The sequence below is a fragment of the Mucilaginibacter aquariorum genome (genome assembly GCF_024498135.1).
Taxonomy (GTDB): domain Bacteria; phylum Bacteroidota; class Bacteroidia; order Sphingobacteriales; family Sphingobacteriaceae; genus Mucilaginibacter; species Mucilaginibacter aquariorum.
This window is the reverse complement of the sequence record NZ_JANHOH010000005.1, coordinates 38998-60280: the sequence shown is the minus strand read 5'-3', so window position 1 is coordinate 60280 and position 21283 is coordinate 38998. Positions and strand designations below refer to the sequence as shown.

The following is a 21283-nucleotide window of genomic DNA, read 5'->3' as shown; positions in this document are numbered from 1 at the left end:
TTAATTTTGTGCTTTATCAATTATCCGCCTGCATGGAAAGCATCGCTCCTTATAAATCTAAGTTCAAAATTCGCTTTGTTACCGCTGCCTCGTTATTTGACGGGCACGACGCTACCATCAACATTATGCGCCGCATTTTGCAGAGCACAGGTGCCGAGGTGATACACCTGGGCCATAACCGCAGTGTAGATGAAGTGGTGAATTGCGCTATACAGGAGGATGTGCAGGGCATTGCCCTTACCAGTTATCAGGGCGGCCACGTAGAGTATTTTAAATACATGCACGACCTGCTGGCCGAGCGTGGCGCGGGGCATATCAAGATCTTCGGCGGTGGCGGCGGGGTTTTCCTTCCGCAGGAAATTGCCGAGTTGCAGGCCTACGGCATCAGTAAGATCTACTCGCCCGATGACGGCCGCACCATGGGCTTGCAGGGTATGATAAACGACATGATGATGCAGTGCGATTTTTCGGTAGCGGAGTCGGAATTAGGTGCGGGTGCGGATAAGATAAAACAGATAGCCCGCCATATTTCGGCAGCAGAAGCAGGTAACCATACACCATTCCTCAACTCCAAATCCACGCTCCCCGATCCTCAATCCTCGCTCCACACACCCGTCCTCGGCATTACCGGCACAGGTGGCTCAGGTAAATCCAGCCTGGTAGATGAGATAGTTAGGCGCTTTTTGATGGAGACGGATAAAACCTTAGCCATTATCTCGGTTGACCCCAGTAAACGTAAAACAGGCGGTGCCTTATTGGGCGACAGGATCCGCATGAATGCCATTAATAATCCGCGGGTGTATATGCGTTCGCTGGCAACACGTCAGGCTAATTTAGCCTTAAGCGGTCACGTGCAGGAAGCTATTGATATTTGCAAAGCGGCTGGTTACGATATGGTGATCGTAGAAACATCAGGTATCGGTCAATCCGACACGATGATAACCGATTACTGCGACCTATCCCTCTACGTAATGACTCCCGAGTTTGGCGCGGCAACCCAGTTAGAGAAAATTGACATGCTGGATTTTGCCGACCTGGTAGCCCTTAATAAATTTGATAAACGAGGCGCTTTAGATGCCATACGCGATGTGCGCAAGCAATACAAGCGCAACCATATGCTTTTTGATGCCAAGGATGATGACCTGCCTGTTTACGGCACCATGGCATCGCAGTTTAACGACCCGGGCATGAACACCCTGTTTACCGCCCTCATGAAAACCGTTAAGGCGAAAACGGGGGTGGATCTGTTTGAGGGTGCGAAGAATGGGGTGCGAAGTGCGGGGGAACAAGGCGAATCGGAGAAGATCTATATTATACCTCCTGATAGGATAAGGTACCTGGCAGAGATCGCTGAAAGCAGCGTGGCCTATACCAATTGGGTGAACGAGCAGTGTAAGATTGCCCAGCAGATGTTTAATGTTAAGGGGACCATTGAAACCGTAGAGACGCAACCCCTTGCGTCTCCCGCCATGCAGGCCGCCGATGCACAGGAATTTAAGACGCGAAGTATCGCGTCTCTACAAGATATTTACACCCACCTGGAAGACCACCTGCATGCCGATTGCAAACGTCTGTTAAAGGAATGGCCCGAAACGGTTGCCAAATACAAAGCCGAAAACTTCATTTACAAAGTACGCGATAAAGAGATAAAACTGCCTTTGTACTATACCTCGCTTTCGCAACTGAAGGTGCCTAAGATCTCGTTGCCAAAATACGAGGCATGGGGCGATATTTTGCGTTGGCTGCTTACCGAAAATGTACCGGGCGAATTCCCATACGCTGCAGGTGTATTCCCGCTGAAGCGTGAGGGTGAAGATCCAACCCGCATGTTTGCCGGAGAGGGTGGTCCCGAACGGACGAACAAACGTTTCCATTATGTATCGCTTGGTCAGCCGGCGCACAGGTTGTCTACCGCGTTTGATTCGGTTACCCTTTACGGTGAAGACCCGCACGAAAGGCCGGATATCTACGGTAAAATAGGTAACTCGGGCGTAAGCATAGCCACGCTGGATGATGCCAAGAAACTGTATTCGGGGTTTGACCTTTGCCATGCCAGTACATCGGTATCCATGACCATTAACGGCCCTGCCCCTATGCTGCTGGGTTTCTTCATGAACGCCGCCATAGATCAGCAATGCGAAAAATACATCACCGAAAATAAGCTGGAACATTTGGTAGAGGCTAAGTATAAGGAGCTGTATGATGATAAGGGATTGGTGAGGCCGAGGTACCAGGGGGCCTCTCCCCAGCCCTCTCCGAAGGAGAGGGAGCAGGAAGCATTAGCGAAGGAGAAGTTTGAGACAGCTGATATTACTATCTGGGAGATTTTAAAAACTAATTCGCTTGAGCATCGCCAAAACCCCACCGAAGCAGAAAACATTCTTTGGCAATTTTTAAGAAATAAACAAACCGGTTACAAGATCAGAAGACAGCATGCCATTGACGGCTACATCGCTGATTTTGTATGTTTAAATAAAGGGTTGGTGATTGAAGTCGATGGAAAATATCACGACTTTAATAAAGAGCAGGATGAAGTAAGAACGACAGTGCTTAACTATTACGGTTTTGAAGTGATACGCTTTACAAACGAAGCAGTGATAGGCGATGTTTCGAGTGTAGTAAATAGTATTAAGTCGGTATTAGATAAGCAACCTGAAAGGAATGTGTACGCAAAGGCGTCATCAGAAAATGAACCAGAAAGGAAAGTCTCCCCTATCGGGGGAGATTTAGAGGGGGCTTCTTCACTGCCAATAGGCAACAACGGCCTCGGCTTAATGCTCCTCGGCTTAACCGGCGATCAGGTTTTACCTGCGGATGTTTACGAGAAGATCCGCACCTATGCTATTGCCACCGTGCGTGGTACCGTACAGGCCGATATTTTAAAGGAAGATCAGGCACAAAACACCTGCATCTTCAGCACCGAATTTGCCCTGCGGATGATGGGCGATATCCAGCAGTATTTTATTAATCAAAAGGTTAGGAATTTTTACTCGGTATCTATATCGGGCTACCATATTGCCGAAGCGGGCGCCAACCCTATTACGCAGTTGGCCTTTACCCTAAGCAATGGTTTTACTTATGTAGAGTATTACCTAAGCCGGGGCATGCATATCGACGATTTCGCGCCCAACCTTTCCTTCTTCTTTAGCAACGGCATCGACCCTGAATATAGCGTTATAGGCCGCGTAGCAAGGCGCATTTGGGCCAAAGCTATCAAGAACAAGTATAAGGGGAACGATCGCTCACAGAAGCTTAAATATCATATACAAACCAGCGGGCGCTCGTTGCACGCGCAGGAGATCGACTTTAACGATATCCGTACCACATTGCAGGCTTTGTATGCCATTTACGATAACTGTAATTCGTTGCACACCAACGCTTACGATGAGGCCATCACCACCCCAACCGAAGAATCGGTACGCAGGGCGATGGCTATACAGCTCATCATTAACCGTGAGCTTGGTTTGGCTAAAAACGAAAACCCTATACAAGGCGCTTTCATTATAGAAGAACTAACTGACCTGGTAGAGCAGGCTGTGCTAACCGAGTTTAAAGCTATAAACGACCGTGGCGGTGTACTGGGCGCTATGGAAACCATGTATCAGCGCAGCAAGATCCAGGAAGAATCGCTTTACTATGAAACTTTGAAACATACCGGCGAATACCCTATCATCGGCGTAAATACTTTTCTTAACAAAAAGGGGTCGCCTACCATTGTACCATCCGAAGTGATCCGTGCTACCGAGGAGGAAAAGCAGTTCCAGATAGCGGCCCTGCACCTGTTTCAGCAACGGAACGAAGAGCATGCACCTGAACTGTTGAAAGAATTGCAGCAGCGTGCCATAGCCGGCGATAACATCTTTGAGGCGCTGATGCAGGCCTGCAAGTATTGCAGCTTAGGGCAAATAAGCAACGCGCTGTATGCGGTTGGCGGGCAGTATAGAAGGAATATGTAGTAGAGACTTTTAGAGTCAAGAATCAAGAAAAACCGTCATCCTGAACTTGTTTCAGGATCTCTCGGGGCGAGTACCTGTGCATGTGAGATGCCGAAATAAATTCGGCATGACGTATTGCTAATGGCGTTACCTTCGGCCCGGGCTTTACGCTCATACTGCACAGGCATTAGCCACATGGCCGGTATCTGCTCCAACGCGAATTTGCTCTGTAGGAACATTTAATTACCTGTCCGCACTGTCCAAACTTTCCGTATACCTAAGCGGACGGACAACACTACTGTTCTCTCGGGCTTATTTCTGCCTCATCAATAAATATTTTAAACCGCGGAAACATATTACCTTCCACATTTATCGATTTTATACGGCCTATTACCTCATACACTTTGCCTTCATTGCTTTTAAATTCATCCAACGGAAAAGCTTTTTTAGGTAAAATATATTCAAAGCTGAATATCTGCGTAGCCTTTCTATTCGCGGCCGATACCATCAGGGTATCGGTTTTATCATTTACTAATTGTATGCTGTTAAATCCTTCTTTTGAAGTTATGGGGTGAGAAGCTAATACCACCCTGTGCCCAACATGAGCAGATACCTTTTTTTGTGCCTCTGCCTTTGTTACCTTTTGTTCATTCATTAGGCCGGCTTCCGAATAAATATACATATATCTTAAAACCGCCGCTTCATTCCCATCTTTATTGGCATCAGGTATCCTTTTTAAAAACTGCAATGACAGGCTGTTTGCCCCGTCCCATTGCTCAGCCGAAAGAAATCCTATTAATTTACCCCACTCTTCATCTGTTGTTATCGATTGTGCTTTCAACCCAAATGACATAGCAAACAGTAAAACAAGGGCGATAAGGTTTTTTTTCATGAGTGTAATATAGTGATGAAAAATTGCATCCCACTCTGCTTTTCCATAAATTTAAACACCAATTATGAAGAAACTGCTGCTGATATTCGCAATCGCGTTATTTACTATCCCCGCCTTTGCACAAGATGTAAAATCTATCTGTCAAAAAATAAACGAGCTTAATAACCGCGTACTTAACGGAACCATTAAACGGGCAGATGCGGCAAAGCAATTTAAAGCAGAACTGATTGAATTAAAGGCCGCCATATACAGCGCTTACTTCAACAGAAGCCAGTTAACTTTTGCAAATCAGCCCTGGGTATTCCCGCTTAAAGGTTATAAAACCAGCGCTATTGGCGGCACAAACGGCAATGGCTATAACGATAAAGGTTATAATTATTTAGATGGCAACAAACACAGCGCTCATCCCGCTCATGATATTTTCATCAATGATAAAAATCAGGACGGCATTGACGACCGCAGCCTTAAACCGGTTGATGTACTGGTCGTGTCAGATGGCATTGTGGTTTCCTGCAGCAACGATTGGGAACCTGCAAGCGCCTTAAGGGGCGGTAAATTCATTTGGGTGTACCATCCTTCGGCGGGCATATTTAGTTACTATGCCCACAATCGCGCCATATTTGTACAACCGGGCGATGAAGTAAAACAAGGCCAAAAAATTGCCGAAGTAGGTCGTACCGGGCTTAACGCCTACAAAAAACGCTCGCCAACGCATTTGCACTTTTCGGCATTCAGGATAGTAAACGGGCTGCCGGTACCTTTTAACCCTTACCAACAACTGGTTAAATCAACAAAAAAATGAAGAGTATTTTAGCATTTATATTGCTTGCATTAACGGCATTTACCCCTGCGGATAATGTACACACCCGCTTTAAACCATCAGCAGGCTATACGCATGTTGCCGTTGCACCGGGCAGCTTTGGGGCTTACCTGCAATCGTTAACGCTTAAGCCCGCGGGCACCCATACCAAAACTTACACAGGTAGTATTGCCCGCACTGATCTTTACACCGCCGCGGTTATTGATATGAGCATTGGCAGCCAGGACCTGCAACAATGTGCCGACGCCGTTATGCGCCTGCGTGCCGAGTACCTGTATCAGCAGAAAAACTATAAGGCCATAGCCTTTAACTTTACCAGCGGCTTTAAATGCGATTATATCCACTATGCCGATGGCTATCGCTACGCCAATGATCGTTGGGTGCTTAAAGGCAAAAAAGATTACAGCTACCCCAATTTTTTACGGTACATGAACCTTGTATTTTCCTACGCCGGTACGTTATCGCTCCAAAAAGAATTAAAACCGGTTACTAACCCTAACGATATTAAAGCCGGCGATGTATTTATTAAGGGCGGCTCGCCGGGCCATTGTTTTATAGTGATGGATGTTACCGAGAATAGCGCCCATAAAAAGCAGTTCCTTTTGGCGCAAAGCTTTATGCCCGCTCAAAACATACAGGTACTGGAAGATGGTTCCCCGTGGTTTAGCCTGGGTACAGTTGCCGAAGTACCCTACGGGGAACTGGTAGACGCGAAGTATCTGAAAAGATTTTAGAGTCAGGAATCAAGAGAAACCGTCATCCTGAACTTGTTTCAGGATCTCTCGGGACAAGCACCCCTGCATGTGAGGTGCCGAAATAAATTCGGCATGACGTTACGAGTTTGGTCATCCTAAACTTGTTTCAGGATCTCTCGGGACAAGTACCCTGCATGTGAAGTGCCGAAATAAATTTGCCATGATGGATTGTTAATGGCGTTACCTGCGGCCCGGGCTTTGCGCTCATACTGCGCAGGCATTAGCCACATGGCCGGTATCCGCTCCAATCCATAACGCAAAAGAGTCTTTGCTCCGCAGGAACATTTAATTACCTGTCCGCACTGTCCAAACTTCCCGTATACCTAAGCGGACGGACAAGCTAAATCCCTCCTAATTCTGCCATTAGGCCTTATTTCCTTTTTTGTGTAACATTGGTGGCGATATGCATGTCATAGCCACCATACAACCTCCACATGGCCTTAGAAATAACCAACCTTTCCAAACAATATAACGCACAAAAAACCGCCTTAAGCAATTACTCCATCACCATAAATAAGGGGATATTGGGTTTGCTTGGCCCAAACGGGGCTGGTAAATCAACCCTGATGAAGCTTATCGCCACTATCAGCAAGCCTACACAGGGTAGTTTGTTTTTAGATGGCACCGATATTGTGCAACACCCCGATGCCATACGCCGGGTATTGGGCTACCTGCCGCAGGATTTTGGTGTGTACCCCAACCTTAATGCTTACGAGTTTTTAGAATATATAGCCGCCATGAAAGGTGTCGGCGGCCCCGGCCTGCGCAAGCGTATCGATGTATTGCTGGAAGGTGTTAACCTTACCGCAGATGCCAAAAGGCCCATTGGTACCTACTCTGGTGGGATGAAACAACGCATAGGCATAGCCCAGGCCCTGCTTAACGACCCTAAAGTTTTAATTTTTGATGAACCCACTGTAGGCCTCGATCCCGAAGAGCGGATGCGGTTTAGGCAACTGATTGCCGACCTGGCGCAGGATTGCATCATCATCCTGTCATCACACATCGTATCAGATATTGAGACCATTGCCGATGAGGTTGCTATTATGCAGGGTGGCAAGCTGATCACCAAAGGTTATCAGCAGGATATTATAAAACAAGCCGATGGCCAGATCTTTGAGATATTTTTAGAGAATAACAACCTTACCGAATTTAAAAACCGGTACAAGGTAATTGACACAGCCCGCCAAAACGACCGGATAAAAACGCGCTACATTAGTAACGATGCGCATGCAGCCCCATCATCTGCCCCTGTTAAAGCTACGTTAGAGGATGCTTACTTGTTTTTAACCCAAAACAACGCCTAAGCATATGCCATACATCTACAATATTATTAAGGCAGATTACCTGCAGCGCACCCGCAGCTACTCGTTTTTAATAACGCTGGCGGTAACCGTTTACGCGGCTTACTCGTTTGTGCCGCCCGATAGCGCCGCTTATACTACTTTAAGCGCTTCGGGTTATAAGGGGGCCTATAATTCGGCCTGGGTGGGATATGTATCCGCCATCATGACTACCGTTATGTTATCCTTTTACGGCTTTTTACTGGTAAACAGCGGCATTAAAAAAGATATAGATACCGAGGTGGGATTGATCATCGCCACCACCCCTATCAGCAATTTTAAATATCTATTATGTAAACAGCTAAGTAATTACCTGGTATTGTTAACCATTGCCGGCTGTACATTCAGTATAAGTTTGATCTTGTTTTTTATCCGGGGTACGGGCTTTCCCTTTATCCTGTCAAACTTTGTTTTGCCCTATCTGTTCTTCGCGGTACCCGCGTTATTCGTAGTGGCATCGCTGGCAGTGGTAGCCGAGGTATTTTTGGGCAAACGCAGCATCCTGCAATTCATCATTTACTTTTTTTTATGCGGGATGACAATGTCCCTTATCAAAACAAAAGGCGGGGATAACCCCAGTGGTGTATTTGATCCGTTTGGGTTAAGCCTCATCACAAAAAGCATCACCAGCCAAATTAACTTGCAGTTTCACGAGAGCATTAAAGATGTATCGTTCGGCTTTATTTTTAACGGGCACCGCAAATACAAGCCCTTCGTTTGGGATGGTATCAGTTGGTCGGCAGTGTTTATATTTAGTCGTGTTTTATGGATAAGCCTTGGGTTAGCGCTTACCTATTTCTCTTCCCTGTTTTTTCACCGGTTTGATTTTAAGCAGGCCGCGGGTAAAAAGAAAATAAAGGTAATACAGCAACCGGATGCGGATAAATTAACCATCAACCCGGCAGGCATCACCCGCCAAACCATGCCGCCCCTTGTTTTTAACTACGGTATATTCCCGTTCATCAAAACAGAATTATTACTGCTGGTACGGCAAGGGAATAAATGGCTTTGGCTGCTTAATGCAGGTTTATGGATAGCCATGTTTATAGCACCCTTACCTATTGCCTATACTTATATGCTGCCTATACTGCTGTTTTTGCAGGTAACACGCTGGTCTGACCTGGTCACCAAAGAGAAAACCAATCGTGTGCATTACTTCGCTTACGCATCGTACAAACCTTTGCAACGTATGCTGCCAGCGCAAATTTTTGCCGGCATATTATTAGCTCTTGTATTAGCGCTGCCCGTACTATTGCGCAATGCCGCGGCCTTAAACGGTTATGCCATTATAAATATCGTTAACGGCTCTATCTTTATTGTTTCACTCGCTGCAACATTAGGGATATTAAGCGGTGGCAAAAAACTATTTGAGGTGATGTTTTTTATGCTCACCTACGCCATTATAAATAAGGTAGATGTGGCAGATTACCTGGGCAGTTTAACCCATAATAATGCGGGTTTATACATCCTTATTATCATTTGCATTAATGCATTTCTTTTATGCGCCGGCTTTTTAACCCGGAGTTACCAGGTAAAGCATCTTTAAAGAAAAATACAAACCGGCAGATGTGTGTAAATGTGTGGCGCATTTATACATTTTAATACCCAATTTATTGCATTAAATACTTATAAATAAGATAATTAGATAGTTTTATACTACTCTTTAATTATGAAAACTTATTATATAACGTTTTTAATGATTTTTATCGTAGCCGATACAAATGCCCAACGCCTTCAGATGATAAATTACGAGGAGCGGTCGGCACAAACACGGAGCGCCTTTTACTATTGGTCGATACCAGATTCTGTCTGTTTCACCGTTGTTAAGAATGAGCTTCAATTACTATCCGATTTTTTTTTCAAATCACCCGCATACTGGTATTTCGATAGCCTGGAAGTACTTCCAAAAGAAATGTCGCAATCCAATGTTGATATCGGCAGCATTTTCCTTGATCTTAATTCGCTAAAAGAACCGGGCGAAACAACCATCGATCATGTAAATATGGTTAATAAACTGGCTCATGAGTATGTGGAGTTAATAGTTCTTAAATACAATTTAAGCCTTACAACCGAGGAGGAGATAATTTTTACCGACTATCTGTCGGGTTATTACTTAAGCAGCAGGTTTCGTAACGCCGTCAAAAACAAAGAAAAGTGTGTATGGTTAACCACTTATTTCGATACTAATTATACAGCGGTCAATTGTAATTTACCGGCAAGCAGCAAATTAGCAATGATAAAGGGGGCCGATGACTTTTTAAGTAATTATAGAAAACGACAGCCTTTTACGCTTCATGATATTATTAGAGCGGGATTAAATGTAACAACAACTATAGATACACAATAAGGGTGTTCTTTTTTACCAAACAGTGTAATTTGTACACTTTTATGCACACAAAAGCCCTTTACTAATTTAATAAACATGCTTTGCACAAGTTTATTAAAACGGCTCCTGTAGCTAAGTATCCTATAGTTTATTACACTTTACTGTTAAAAAATATTGCACTAAGGCACGGCTATTGCCTTATATGGTTGAACTACTTGATTAATGATCATGATACACATACTTGAAAGCCTGCTCCATATATTCGTTATTTTCATGATGGTTATTTTTGTAGTAGGCTGTATTTTAGCAGTCACAGGCACGTTTGATCATTGGACAGAACGTTTCGATTTAAAACGAAGAAGGCGCCGCTTACTAAAGGCTAACAATAAAAAAGCCGACGATATAAATGCCGGCGATACTCAATATTATTCTACCGGGCCCGATGATGATTCAATAAGCCCATAATACTAAACATGCCCATAAGCACAAAGCCCTGCACACGCGGGGCTTTTTTATGCCCTAAACATCTCAATAATATTACGATATTTTTACAGCTGCCTATTACTACTATTTATATATTTAGAAAAAATAAACATATCATGAAGAAATTACTGTTTACAGTCGCCATAATTGCGCTGTCGGGTGCTGCAATAGCACAGCAAACCGCTAAACCGCCGGCATCCCCAAGTATCGCTGTAAAACCACAAGATACTTCAAAGCAACAAACGCCAAAATTATATAACCCCGCTGCCGATGCTAAGGCTGACATTGCAGCCGCTGTAAAAACGGCACAGGCACAGCATAAAAATGTTTTGCTGCAAATTGGCGGTAACTGGTGTGTTTGGTGCCTGCGCTTTAATGACCTGGTTACTAAGGATGCCGACCTTACCAAGTATCTTACCGATAACTACGTGGTATTACACGTAAACTGGAGCCCCGAGAATAAGAACGAGAAGGTACTGGCCGATCTGGGCTACCCGCAGCGTTTTGGTTTTCCAGTGTTTGTTGTGTTAGATGGCAAAGGTAACCGCCTGCATACACAAAACTCCGGCTACCTGGAAGAAGGCAAAGGCCACAGCAAAGCCAAAGTAATGGAGTTTTTTGAGGGCTGGTCGCCAAAAGCACTTGACCCTAAGACCTATGTTGAGAAGGAAAAAACGAAGTAGATTTCACCGTGCGTCATTGCGAGGTACGAAGCAATCTGCAATCTCCCGACTGGTAGGTTGTAACCATGCAAGACGGATCATAGTTCTGAGATTGCTTCGTACCTCGCAATGACGGGGCGGTAAAAAAACAAAAGAGGGCTACGCTGATGCATAACCCTCTTTTTATTTGGATCGGAAACTAATCTCCAATCACTAACCTCTAATCTCTATTACTCAATAACGCTTACTTTAAGCATATTTGTTTTACCTTTTTTAACAATTGGCACTGCTGCGGTATTAATTACCACATCGCCCGGGTTAAGCAATCCTTCAGATTTCAGGATGTTGTTTACATCGGCTATAGTTTGGTCGGTGCTTTCTGTTTTATCGTAATAGAAAGCCCTTACACCCCAAACAAGGCTTAATGCGTTTAACAGTTGCTTGCTTGATGTAAAGATGTAAGTACCTGCCTGAGGGCGGTAGCTTGATATTTCAAAAGCGGTGTAACCGGAAACGGTCATGCTTACAATACCCATTGCTTTTGTGTGCTCGGCCAGGTAAACGGCAGATCCGCAAAGCGCATCGCTTAAGTAATTTACAGAAGTAGTATCAGTGTTTTCTGCTTTTGAAGCATTGAACGGATAACCCAGGTCTTCTACGTTACGAACGATCTTAGCCATAGTTTCGATAACTATAACCGGGAACTCACCTACTGATGTTTCACCGCTTAGCATTACTGCATCGGCACCATCAAGCACAGAGTTGGCCACATCGTTCACCTCGGCACGTGTTGGGCGTGGGGTAGTTATCATTGATTCCAGCATCTGGGTAGCAACAATAACAGGTTTTGATGCATCACGGCATTTACGGGCGATCATTTTTTGCAGCAATGGCACTTCTTCCAATGGCATTTCAACACCAAGGTCGCCACGGGCAATCATCACACCATCAGTAGCGGCAATTATCTCATCAATATTATCAATAGCCTCTGGTTTTTCAACCTTGGCAATTACACGTGCAGATTTCCCACTTTCGCGGATGATGCGTTTAAGATCTATAATATCCTGACCAGTACGTACAAATGAAAGGCCTATCCAATCTACATCCCACTGTAAAGCGTATTGCAGGTTCACAAGGTCATCGGGCGTTAAGCTTGGGATAGATACTTTTGTGTTTGGCAGGTTAACACCTTTACGTGATGTTAGTATACCACCGTGCACTACCTCGCAAACTACAGTATCAAGGCGGTTGGTTTCAATAACTTTTAGCTGCAGCTTACCATCATCCAATAAAATGATCTCGTTTGCCTGTACATCCTGCGGGAAGGTTTCATAAGTAATGTAGATTTGGTTATCATCACCAATACACTCTTTTGTAGTTATATTAATACGGGTACCATTAATTAAATGGATACCGCCATCTTTTACTAAACCGATACGAATTTTAGGGCCTTGTAAATCGGCAAGGATACCTACATTGGTTTTATATTCTTCGTTTATCTCGCGAATAAGGTCAATAAATTTCTTGTGGTCTTCGGGTTTACCGTGCGAAAAATTTAAGCGGCACACATTTAAACCGGCTCTTATCATGGCTAATAAAACTTCTTTCTTAGCCGAGGCCGGGCCCATTGTGGCAACAATCTTAGTACGATTATAGTAAAATTTCATATTTTCAGGTTAAATTCAGGCAATATTAAGTATTGTGTATTATTTACACATCTAAATTTCCGCTAAAATAATAGATTTTCGCGTGATTTTATTTTTTTCGGGTCAATCTTTACCGCCGCGACAATTTCGGGGATCTTATTCAGGCCCGAAATCATGTTATCCAGGTCATCATCATCAATATAATTCTTGATCATAATAAAATAATCGGCCTCGCGCATTTCTGGCACCAAATAACCGTCAGAACCCTTATTTCCAATAAAATAAAAATCGGTTTCGGTACTTTCCCAAACGTAATGATACAGCGAAAACAGCAGCGGCGAGCCGTTTACATGGGTATCTAACGAAAGATCATCAATACGGGTAAAATTAAAATTTAAACATTTGTTTATATAGTAGCATATACGATAATCCTTTAACGATGTGGTAACCGCTATCAATATAAAATCAAGATCGATCTCAAACTTTAAAACTTTTCTGTTCAAAACCATTTTATTTAAGGCGGTAAAAATACAAAACGTAATCAGTATAATTCAAATGTGGATTATTTACATAATACTATTATAGTATAATACTGCGCTGCAAATTTGTCTATATAAACGCCGCAAGTTTATTTTTTTGCGCAAAGATGCAAAGGCGCTAAGCAGCCGGGGACACTTTTTGGCGTCTTCGCTGCTTAGCGTGACATCTCTTTAACCAAATAAATAATTACCCCTCTTTTATAAATCACCATACTTTGCTAATAATCAATTACATACATCCAATAAATGTAACTTTACTACTATAAATCCAAAATAGATATTAAACTTTAATACTTCTGTTCAAAATCATTACTTTTACGCCGGTTAAAAACCCAAATTCAAACCTTTTGTCACAATTCATTGTTCACTCAATATTGTCAAAGTTTTTAGATTTGATATTTAACATAATTTATTTTTCTTTGCACTGAATTTATTAATCATTAAACTATAAAGACTATGTCTGATATCGCTTCAAGAGTAAAAGCTATTATCGTGGAAAAACTGGGTGTTGACGAAAGTGAAGTTACACCAGAAGCAAGCTTCACCAACGATCTTGGTGCTGACTCTTTAGACACCGTGGAATTGATCATGGAGTTTGAAAAAGAATTTAACGTTGCAATTCCTGATGATCAGGCAGAAACCATTGGTACTGTTGGCCAGGCTGTTGCTTACTTAGAAAAAAACGTTAAGGCTTAATTTAAAGCTCCCTAAAACTGTTAAATGGAGTTTAAAAGAGTTGTAGTAACCGGGCTTGGAGCGCTTACTCCAATTGGTAACACTGTTCCGGAATATTGGAACAGCCTTATTAATGGGGTAAGCGGCGCTGCCTTTATCAAGAGTTTTGATGTTGAAAAATTCAAAACTAAATTTGCCTGTGAAGTAAAAGGCTTTGACGCGGATGGTTTTTTGGGCAGGAAAGATGCCCGCAAGCTCGATCCGTTTGTTCAATACGCCTTATTTTCAACAGAAGAAGCTGTTAAAGATGCCGGATTAGATTTCGAGAAACTGGATACCAGCCGCATTGGCGTTATCTGGGGATCGGGCATTGGTGGTTTAAAGACATTTTTAGACGAGGTTGTAAACTTTGCCAAAGGCGATGGTACACCTAAGTTTAATCCGTTCTTTATCCCTAAAATGATAGCTGATATTGCACCGGGCCATATATCTATTAAATATGGTTTACGCGGGCCAAACTTTACTACGGTATCCGCATGTGCTTCATCAAACAATTCGCTTATTGATGCTTTTAATTATCTGCGCCTTGGTAAAGCAAATATGTTTATCACAGGTGGATCTGAAGCTATTATAAACGAAGCAGGTATTGGCGGTTTCAACGCTATGCATGCCCTATCAACCCGTAACGATGATCCTGCAACTGCATCCCGCCCATTTGATTTGGACAGAGATGGTTTTGTAGCGGGCGAAGGCGCGGGTACAATTATTTTAGAAGAATTAGGCCACGCCATTAAACGCGGCGCCAAAATTTATGCTGAAATGGTTGGCGGTGGCATGAGTGCTGATGCTTACCACATGACTGCCCCTCACCCTGATGGTTTAGGTGCATCACTGGTAATGAAAGCTGCGTTGGAAGATGCAGGTTTAACCCCGGCCGATATCGATTACGTAAACGTTCATGGTACATCAACCCCAATTGGTGACCCGCAGGAAGTCAAAGCAATACAGGATGCCTTTGGTGAGCATGCTTATCGTATCAACATTAGTTCAACAAAATCAATGACAGGCCATTTACTTGGTGCTGCAGGTGCTGTTGAAGCTATTGCCTCTATTTTGGCATTGAAGAACGATATCATCCCACCAACGATCAACCATTTTACTGACGACCCGGCTTTTGACCCTAAAATTAACTTTACATTTAACACCGCCCAAAAACGCGTGGTAAACATAGCGCAAAGCAATGGCTTTGGTTTTGGTGGTCATAATGCTTCAGTTATATTTAAAAAGTACCAGCAATAATTTCGTTGGATGCCAATTAGCCGCTTTTATAAGCTATACCTTTCGCCAAATAGAAAATACGTTAAGGTTTTGAAAAATTTGCTCGGTTTTGTACCGGGCAATTTATCGTTATACCGGTTGGCATTTCGCCATAAATCGGTTGCGCAAAACATAAAAAAAGGCGTAAAAAACAGTAACGAACGCCTTGAGTTTTTGGGCGATGCCGTATTGGGTAGCGTAGTGGCCGAGGTGCTTTTTAAACTATACCCTTACGAGGATGAAGGCTTCTTAACCGAGCTGCGTTCAAAAATTGTGAGCAGGAACAACCTTAACCAGCTTGGCCGCAAGCTTGGTTTTGATAAACTGATAGAGTTTGATAACAAAGTATTAAATTCGGGCAGGCAGGGCTCCCTGCTTGGCGATGCCTTTGAGGCCCTTATAGGCGCCGTTTACCTGGATAAAGGTTACGATTTTACTCGTAACTTTTTGGTGAACCACATCATTAAATCGCATATTGATATCCACACGCTGGAGCAAACCGAAACAAACTTTAAGAGTAAATTAATTGAATGGTGCCAGCGCCATGGTAAAGACATTAGCTTTGATCTTATAACCAACGAAGAAGGCGAAAGCGCCAAGCTGTTTACCGTACAAGCCAGTGTTGATGGCGAAGTAATGGGCTCCGGAAAAGAATTCAGTAAAAAGAATGCCGAGAAGCTGGCTGCCGAAAAGGCCTGCGCTGCGTTGGGGATATAGGGTTTAGAGATCAGTTAACTTGTGATCAGTTATTAGTTTCTATCGTGCCAGCCTAATCACAAATTACTAACCACTAATCACTCCCCTTAATACAACTTCTGCAAAGTTGGGTGGTCGCCGTTCTTCTTAAAATATTGGTATTGAGTTTTTATTTTCTGGATCAGGTCATAATCACCCCAGGTTTTCAAGTCTTCAAAAGATGGGCGATAGTATTCCATAAACTTGCGTACTGTTGTGCTGTCATTTTCAGTTAAGCCGGTAACACGCATTATCAGGGGTTTATTGTAGCGCCTGTCAACCTCTGTTGCTTCTAACTCGCGTTTAGAGAAGGCAGCAAACCGCTTAGCTCTACCCGGCGTTTTGCCAAACAATTCATACAAGCCTGTTAAAGGAGAGGCCAGCGCAGCTAATACTGGCGGGTTACCATTGTAAAAAGTGCCTTGCTTGCGGTAATCGCCCATTATCTCGTTTAGTTCCTGTTTTTTTGTTTGGCCAACAATACGCACCTCTCCCAATTGTACTTCGGGCTGCATGTAAACTACCATGCCGTAATTACTGGCTTCCTGTTTTTGCGGTGTATAGCCCTTTTTGGTAAATAACAAAGTATCACCAACGGTAGCATTAATACTAAACCCACCCAAACCATCACTTATGGCAACGGCTTTAGTTTTCATATTGGTGATAAATACTTCTGTAAGTTTTACTGATGAGATCCTGCGGTAAATAGCCCCTTTTATAACCTTTTGCTGTGCAGAAACAAGGAAGGTAAAACAAAACAGATTAAGTAAACAGGCTATTAAAAACTTCAAGGGCATCATATTTAACGTAGCAAACTTATAAAATGTATATGGCTTAAAATGTGAAAAAATGTTAAATGCTGGTGATTAGAGTGTAGAGATTGGTGATTAGTTACGAACGTCGCAATCTCATATCTCAAATCTCACATCTCTAGTCTAAAAATATTATCTTTGCACCATGATAAAATCCATGACAGGGTATGGAATTGCCAGCTTTGACTCCGGCAAAACAAAATATACCGTTGAGATAAAATCCCTTAACAGTAAATTTCTTGAACTATCCCTGCGCTTACCAAAAATATTCTCCGAAAAAGAGTTTCAGTTACGTAACGATTGCAGTAAGCAGATAGACCGTGGTAAAGTAAACCTTTCTATTAATGTAGAACAGGCTAACTCCAACGTAAAAGCTGCCGGTATCGATCGGGAGTTACTTAAACATTACTATAATCAGCTAAAAAGCGTAAGCGATGAGCTGAACGAACCAGGTGGTAACCTGTTGCAGTTAGCCTTGGGTTTACCCGAAGTTGTTAAGTACGAAGAAGATACTGTATCTGACGATGAATGGAAACTGGTTGAAAAAACATTTCAGCAAGCTATGGCTGCGTTTCAGCAGTTCCGTAGCGATGAAGGGAACGTTTTAGAGCAGGATATTAAATACCGCATTGGCATTATCTTAAAAAACCTGGAACTGGTTGAGGTTGAAGAACCCAAACGCGTACCGGTTATCCGCGAACGGTTGAACCAGTTTTTAAGTGAAGCAGTAGGTGCCGAAAGCATTGACAAGAACCGTTTTGAGCAGGAACTGATCTATTATATAGATAAGCTTGACATTACGGAAGAAAAGATCCGCCTGAAAGCGCATTGCGAATATTTCATCGAGACATTGAAAAATGCCGATGCAAACGGTAAAAAACTCGGCTTTATTTCGCAGGAAATTGGCCGTGAAATAAACACCCTGGGCTCAAAAGCTAACGATGCCAATATGCAAAAACTGGTAGTAGGCATGAAAGAAGAGCTTGAAAAAATTAAAGAACAACTGTTAAACGTGCTATAATCATTGTGTCATTGAGTCATTAGGTCATTGTTAGGTTTGCACCACTTTGATTAATGACTCAATGACCTAATGACTCAATGATCAAATGAAAGAAGGTAAACTCATCATATTTTCGGCCCCGTCTGGAGCAGGTAAAACTACCATAGTACATCACCTGCTTAGCAAAATGCCCGAGCTGGAGTTTTCCATTTCGGCTACTACCAGGCCCGCCCGTGGCGATGAACAGCACGAAAAAGATTACTATTTCATCAGCAAAGAAGAGTTTCTTCACCGCATTGCCAAAAAGCAGTTTGTAGAGTTTGAAGAAGTTTACACAGGCACTTTCTACGGCACCTTGCGTACCGAAATTGAACGCATCTGGGCAAAAGGCAAAACCGTGATATTTGATATTGATGTGGAGGGTGGCATGCACCTTAAACGTAAGTATGAGGACCAGGCGCTTGCTATATTCGTTCAGCCACCATCATTAGAGGTTTTGATAGAAAGATTAACCGGCCGCGGTACCGATAGTGCCGAAAAACTACAGGAACGTTTTGCAAAAGCAGAAAAGGAGCTTAATTACGCCCCTCAGTTTGATATTATCCTTAAAAATTACGATCTTGAAACGGCTTGCAAAGAGGCGGAAGATTTAGTGAGAGGGTTTATCAATGCCGCCCAGCCCCCTGAAGGGGGAGTTTCAAATTCTCATTTGAAACAGGGGTACTAAACTTTTTTAACATGCCCCTTTTAGGGGTTAGGGAGTAACACATGAAGATAGGCTTACTATTCGGTTCATTTAATCCTATACACATTGGGCATTTAATAATTGCCAACTATATGGCTAACTACACCACACTTGATAAGGTGTGGCTGGTTGTATCGCCCCAAAACCCATTAAAAAAATACGGCGACCTCATAAATACATACGACAGGCTGGAGATGGCCAAGCTGGCTACAGACAACTCCACCAATATTGCCGTAAGCGATGTAGAATTAAAGCTGCCGCAGCCATCTTACACCATTGATACCCTTACCCATTTAAAAGAAAAATATTCCGAGCATGAGTTTGCCCTTATTATGGGGTCTGATAACCTGGTAACACTGCACAAATGGAAGAACTATAAGCTGATACTGCGCGATTACCAGATCTTTGTTTACCCACGCCCGGGCTATGAAAATGCCGAATTTGCATCGCACCCGTCCGTTACCATCACCATGACACCGCTGATGGAACTATCGGCAACCTTTATCCGTAAATCAATCGCCGAGAAAAAGAACGTACAATATTTTGTGCCCGATCCGGTTTTAAAGTTTATAGAGAGTAAAAGCCTTTACAGAGTTTAGCTCCCCCGCGCGTCATTGCGAGGTACGAAGCAATCTCTTTAGGATAATTATACACCTTGCATAAACGAATAGCTTAAAGAGATTGCTTCGTACCTCGCAATGACGGATGTAATTAAATCCTTTCGCCTTTTACCTATAACAACCTATCTTTGCTCCTGTGAGCGAGAAAACCATCCTTAAACTTCAGTTACCTACCGACCCGCTATGGGTTAAAAACGTGGTGGAAAGTAATATTGAAGAACTATTAACCGACCATGCTTATTGCGAGCAAAAGGCGGCTACCAATGCCATTACCCTGATCATCCAAAACCCAAACCTGAGTGATGTGGTACAGGAAATGATAGCCCTTGCCCAGGAGGAAATGGAGCACTTTAAACTGGTGCACCAGATAATGCTGAAGCGCGGTTTTGTACTTGGTAAAGAGCGCAGGGATAATTACGTGAACGAGCTTCGCAAGTTTATGATCGTTGGCGGCAGCCGCGAACAACAACTGATAGACCGGTTATTGCTTTCGGCCATGATTGAGGCCCGTAGCTGCGAGCGCTTTAAAGTACTGTCAGAAAATATTAATGATAAGGAGCTTTCTGTATTTTATCACGAGCTGATGATCAGCGAAGCTACCCATTACGCCATGTTTTTAAGGCTTGCCCGTAAACATGCAGCAGCTGTTGACGTTGATGCCCGCTGGACAGAGTTTTTAGCCTTTGAGGCGCAGGTGATACAAAATTACGGCAAAGGCGAAACCATACACGGGTAGCTCATCCATACAAAATACCCGGTTACCGATACATTGGTTATATTACAAGCTAAATAGTATTTACTTTGAAGATGCTACGCTTAAAAACCTTTTCGGTAATTATACATATTGCCTGCTGGCTGCTCTTTATGGCCTTGCCGCTGCTGTTTACAAACGGGCGCAACGGCACCTCGTCCAGCATATTTATTTTGCTTGCATCGCCTTATTACTGGTTATTCTGCTTAACCTATATCACGTTATTTTACCTGAATAGCTCCCTGCTGTTCCCCTTCTTCTTCCTGAAAAAGAGATATGTAGATTATGCTATCATTTGTATATGCTTATTGAGTGCCATATACTTTTTAAAACCGTTTGAAAACTTGTTACGCAACAGCGAAGGCTGGCGTAATAACATGGCTATGCAACAATCCCGGGGGCCGGGGCAGTTTGGCAATCCTACCAACACCCCACCCCCAAATAACGACAAACTGATGCCGCCGCGCGATAGTTTATTTAAAGGACGCAAACAGCCCCCTCCGTTTGGCCAGCGCTGGCCCGGTGGTAAACGAAAGCATTTTGATACCATCAGTCTGTTTCTTTTTTTAATGATAATGGCGCTTAGTACCGCCATAAAAACAGTACAACAATGGCAGCTTACCGAGCAACGCGCCATTAGCGCCGAAGCCGAAAAAGCAAACGCCGAGCTATCTTTTTTAAAGGCGCAGATAAATCCGCACTTTTTGTTTAACACCTTGAATAACATTTATACGCTGGCCATCACCAACAATGCCAACACCGCCGAAAGCATCATGAAATTATCAAATATTATGCGGTACGTTACCGATGATGTTACCGAAAATTTTGTAAGCCTGCAAAGCGAAGTAGATTGTGTTGTAGATTATATAGATCTGCAGCGTTTACGTTTAGGCAGTAAAACCAAAGTTAACTTTAATATTACAGGCACCATCGCGCAGCAAAAAATAGCACCCTTACTGTTCATGACCTTCGTAGAGAACGTGTTTAAATATGGCGTTAGTAAACAGCACGAAAGCGCTATAGATATTAACCTGAACATTGCAAACGATGCGATTACCTTTATGTGCATTAACCCAATATTCGATCGTAAAGAAAACATTGAACGTACCGGCATTGGCATTGCTAATACAAAAAAGCGCCTGCAGCATTTATACCCCGGCAAGCATATATTAAATATTGCTGATGATAACAATCAGTTTACCGTGGTGTTAACTTTACATACCTAAT

General features: G+C 43.2%; 20 protein-coding genes. 16 read left to right on the top strand and 4 right to left on the bottom strand.

The window, feature by feature from the left end:
* Positions 1–32 precede the first annotated feature (32 nt).
* Positions 33–3956, top strand: a complete 3924-nt coding sequence (locus tag NPE20_RS18050; RefSeq protein ID WP_256540092.1) for a methylmalonyl-CoA mutase family protein — start codon at positions 33–35, stop codon at positions 3954–3956.
* Positions 3957–4230: 274 nt separating this feature from the next.
* Here NPE20_RS18050 and NPE20_RS18045 read toward each other — a convergent pair whose 3' ends face one another.
* Positions 4231–4827, bottom strand: coding sequence for a hypothetical protein (locus NPE20_RS18045; protein WP_256540091.1), 597 nt, complete (start codon positions 4825–4827; stop codon positions 4231–4233).
* A 64-nt stretch (positions 4828–4891) separates the two neighbouring features.
* Here NPE20_RS18045 and NPE20_RS18040 point away from each other — a divergent pair, with 64 nt between their 5' ends.
* The 7 genes from NPE20_RS18040 to NPE20_RS18010 all read left to right on the top strand — a co-directional run bounded on the left by NPE20_RS18040 (position 4892) and on the right by NPE20_RS18010 (position 11237).
* A complete protein-coding gene (locus tag NPE20_RS18040; protein WP_256540090.1) occupies positions 4892–5629 on the top strand; it encodes a M23 family metallopeptidase in 738 nt (245 codons plus the stop codon).
* Positions 5626–6381 carry a DUF4846 domain-containing protein gene (locus NPE20_RS18035; RefSeq protein ID WP_256540089.1) on the top strand — a complete coding sequence of 252 codons (756 nt, stop codon included), beginning with the start codon at positions 5626–5628 and terminating at the stop codon, positions 6379–6381. Before NPE20_RS18040 ends, NPE20_RS18035 begins: the two co-directional genes overlap by 4 nt.
* 455 nt (positions 6382–6836) lie before the next feature.
* Complete coding sequence (locus NPE20_RS18030) at positions 6837–7709, top strand: ABC transporter ATP-binding protein (protein ID WP_256540088.1); 873 nt, start codon at positions 6837–6839, stop codon at positions 7707–7709.
* Positions 7710–7713: 4 nt separating this feature from the next.
* Positions 7714–9291, top strand: a complete 1578-nt coding sequence (locus tag NPE20_RS18025) for a hypothetical protein (protein ID WP_256540087.1) — start codon at positions 7714–7716, stop codon at positions 9289–9291.
* Positions 9292–9441: 150 nt separating this feature from the next.
* Entirely contained in the window at positions 9442–10092 is a 651-nt protein-coding gene (locus NPE20_RS18020; RefSeq protein ID WP_256540086.1) for a hypothetical protein, read from the top strand.
* Positions 10093–10299: 207 nt separating this feature from the next.
* Complete coding sequence (locus NPE20_RS18015; protein WP_256540085.1) at positions 10300–10536, top strand: hypothetical protein; 237 nt, start codon at positions 10300–10302, stop codon at positions 10534–10536.
* A 134-nt stretch (positions 10537–10670) separates the two neighbouring features.
* A complete protein-coding gene (locus NPE20_RS18010) occupies positions 10671–11237 on the top strand; it encodes a thioredoxin family protein (RefSeq protein WP_256540084.1) in 567 nt (188 codons plus the stop codon).
* 209 nt (positions 11238–11446) lie between these two features.
* Here NPE20_RS18010 and pyk read toward each other — a convergent pair whose 3' ends face one another.
* Both pyk and NPE20_RS18000 read right to left on the bottom strand, forming a co-directional pair.
* A complete protein-coding gene (gene pyk / locus NPE20_RS18005; protein WP_256540083.1) occupies positions 11447–12883 on the bottom strand; it encodes a pyruvate kinase in 1437 nt (478 codons plus the stop codon).
* A gap of 62 nt (positions 12884–12945) precedes the next feature.
* Entirely contained in the window at positions 12946–13371 is a 426-nt protein-coding gene (locus NPE20_RS18000) for an IPExxxVDY family protein (RefSeq protein ID WP_256540082.1), read from the bottom strand.
* 486 nt (positions 13372–13857) lie between these two features.
* Between NPE20_RS18000 and NPE20_RS17995 the strand changes: the two genes are divergently transcribed.
* The 3 genes from NPE20_RS17995 to rnc are packed head-to-tail and all read left to right on the top strand — an operon-like array spanning position 13858 to position 16110.
* Complete coding sequence (locus NPE20_RS17995) at positions 13858–14097, top strand: acyl carrier protein (RefSeq protein ID WP_067058906.1); 240 nt, start codon at positions 13858–13860, stop codon at positions 14095–14097.
* Positions 14098–14121: 24 nt separating this feature from the next.
* Positions 14122–15375, top strand: coding sequence for a beta-ketoacyl-ACP synthase II (fabF, locus tag NPE20_RS17990; RefSeq protein ID WP_256540081.1), 1254 nt, complete (start codon positions 14122–14124; stop codon positions 15373–15375).
* A gap of 9 nt (positions 15376–15384) precedes the next feature.
* Positions 15385–16110 carry a ribonuclease III gene (gene rnc, locus NPE20_RS17985; protein ID WP_256540080.1) on the top strand — a complete coding sequence of 242 codons (726 nt, stop codon included), beginning with the start codon at positions 15385–15387 and terminating at the stop codon, positions 16108–16110.
* An 86-nt stretch (positions 16111–16196) separates the two neighbouring features.
* Here rnc and NPE20_RS17980 read toward each other — a convergent pair whose 3' ends face one another.
* Positions 16197–16919: a hypothetical protein gene (locus tag NPE20_RS17980; RefSeq protein ID WP_256540079.1), complete on the bottom strand. Its 723-nt coding sequence runs from the start codon at positions 16917–16919 to the stop codon at positions 16197–16199.
* Positions 16920–17085: 166 nt separating this feature from the next.
* Between NPE20_RS17980 and NPE20_RS17975 the strand changes: the two genes are divergently transcribed.
* The 5 genes from NPE20_RS17975 to NPE20_RS17955 all read left to right on the top strand — a co-directional run bounded on the left by NPE20_RS17975 (position 17086) and on the right by NPE20_RS17955 (position 21282).
* Positions 17086–17961: a YicC/YloC family endoribonuclease gene (locus NPE20_RS17975; RefSeq protein WP_256540078.1), complete on the top strand. Its 876-nt coding sequence runs from the start codon at positions 17086–17088 to the stop codon at positions 17959–17961.
* 85 nt (positions 17962–18046) lie between these two features.
* Entirely contained in the window at positions 18047–18667 is a 621-nt protein-coding gene (gene gmk / locus NPE20_RS17970) for a guanylate kinase (protein ID WP_256540077.1), read from the top strand.
* 41 nt (positions 18668–18708) lie between these two features.
* Positions 18709–19284 (top strand): nicotinate (nicotinamide) nucleotide adenylyltransferase, encoded by a 576-nt coding sequence (nadD, locus tag NPE20_RS17965; RefSeq protein WP_256540076.1) that lies wholly within the window; start codon positions 18709–18711, stop codon positions 19282–19284.
* Positions 19285–19441: 157 nt separating this feature from the next.
* On the top strand, positions 19442–20041 hold the full coding sequence (locus NPE20_RS17960; protein WP_256540075.1) for a MiaE family protein: 600 nt from the start codon (positions 19442–19444) through the stop codon (positions 20039–20041).
* 71 nt (positions 20042–20112) lie between these two features.
* Positions 20113–21282: a sensor histidine kinase gene (locus NPE20_RS17955; RefSeq protein WP_256540074.1), complete on the top strand. Its 1170-nt coding sequence runs from the start codon at positions 20113–20115 to the stop codon at positions 21280–21282.
* Position 21283: the final 1 nt, after the last annotated feature.

What these genes read in the sequence shown, in the direction of transcription:
- NPE20_RS18050 (WP_256540092.1), top strand. Translation starts at nt 33, where the DNA reads ATGGAAAGCATCGCTCCTTATAAATCTAAGTTCAAAATTCGCTTTGTT.
- NPE20_RS18045 (WP_256540091.1), bottom strand. Translation starts at nt 4,827, where the DNA reads ATGAAAAAAAACCTTATCGCCCTTGTTTTACTGTTTGCTATGTCATTT.
- NPE20_RS18040 (WP_256540090.1), top strand. Translation starts at nt 4,892, where the DNA reads ATGAAGAAACTGCTGCTGATATTCGCAATCGCGTTATTTACTATCCCC.
- NPE20_RS18035 (WP_256540089.1), top strand. Translation starts at nt 5,626, where the DNA reads ATGAAGAGTATTTTAGCATTTATATTGCTTGCATTAACGGCATTTACC.
- NPE20_RS18030 (WP_256540088.1), top strand. Translation starts at nt 6,837, where the DNA reads ATGGCCTTAGAAATAACCAACCTTTCCAAACAATATAACGCACAAAAA.
- NPE20_RS18025 (WP_256540087.1), top strand. Translation starts at nt 7,714, where the DNA reads ATGCCATACATCTACAATATTATTAAGGCAGATTACCTGCAGCGCACC.
- NPE20_RS18020 (WP_256540086.1), top strand. Translation starts at nt 9,442, where the DNA reads ATGATTTTTATCGTAGCCGATACAAATGCCCAACGCCTTCAGATGATA.
- NPE20_RS18015 (WP_256540085.1), top strand. Translation starts at nt 10,300, where the DNA reads ATGATACACATACTTGAAAGCCTGCTCCATATATTCGTTATTTTCATG.
- NPE20_RS18010 (WP_256540084.1), top strand. Translation starts at nt 10,671, where the DNA reads ATGAAGAAATTACTGTTTACAGTCGCCATAATTGCGCTGTCGGGTGCT.
- pyk (WP_256540083.1), bottom strand. Translation starts at nt 12,883, where the DNA reads ATGAAATTTTACTATAATCGTACTAAGATTGTTGCCACAATGGGCCCG.
- NPE20_RS18000 (WP_256540082.1), bottom strand. Translation starts at nt 13,371, where the DNA reads ATGGTTTTGAACAGAAAAGTTTTAAAGTTTGAGATCGATCTTGATTTT.
- NPE20_RS17995 (WP_067058906.1), top strand. Translation starts at nt 13,858, where the DNA reads ATGTCTGATATCGCTTCAAGAGTAAAAGCTATTATCGTGGAAAAACTG.
- fabF (WP_256540081.1), top strand. Translation starts at nt 14,122, where the DNA reads ATGGAGTTTAAAAGAGTTGTAGTAACCGGGCTTGGAGCGCTTACTCCA.
- rnc (WP_256540080.1), top strand. Translation starts at nt 15,385, where the DNA reads ATGCCAATTAGCCGCTTTTATAAGCTATACCTTTCGCCAAATAGAAAA.
- NPE20_RS17975 (WP_256540078.1), top strand. Translation starts at nt 17,086, where the DNA reads ATGATAAAATCCATGACAGGGTATGGAATTGCCAGCTTTGACTCCGGC.
- gmk (WP_256540077.1), top strand. Translation starts at nt 18,047, where the DNA reads ATGAAAGAAGGTAAACTCATCATATTTTCGGCCCCGTCTGGAGCAGGT.
- nadD (WP_256540076.1), top strand. Translation starts at nt 18,709, where the DNA reads ATGAAGATAGGCTTACTATTCGGTTCATTTAATCCTATACACATTGGG.
- NPE20_RS17955 (WP_256540074.1), top strand. Translation starts at nt 20,113, where the DNA reads ATGCTACGCTTAAAAACCTTTTCGGTAATTATACATATTGCCTGCTGG.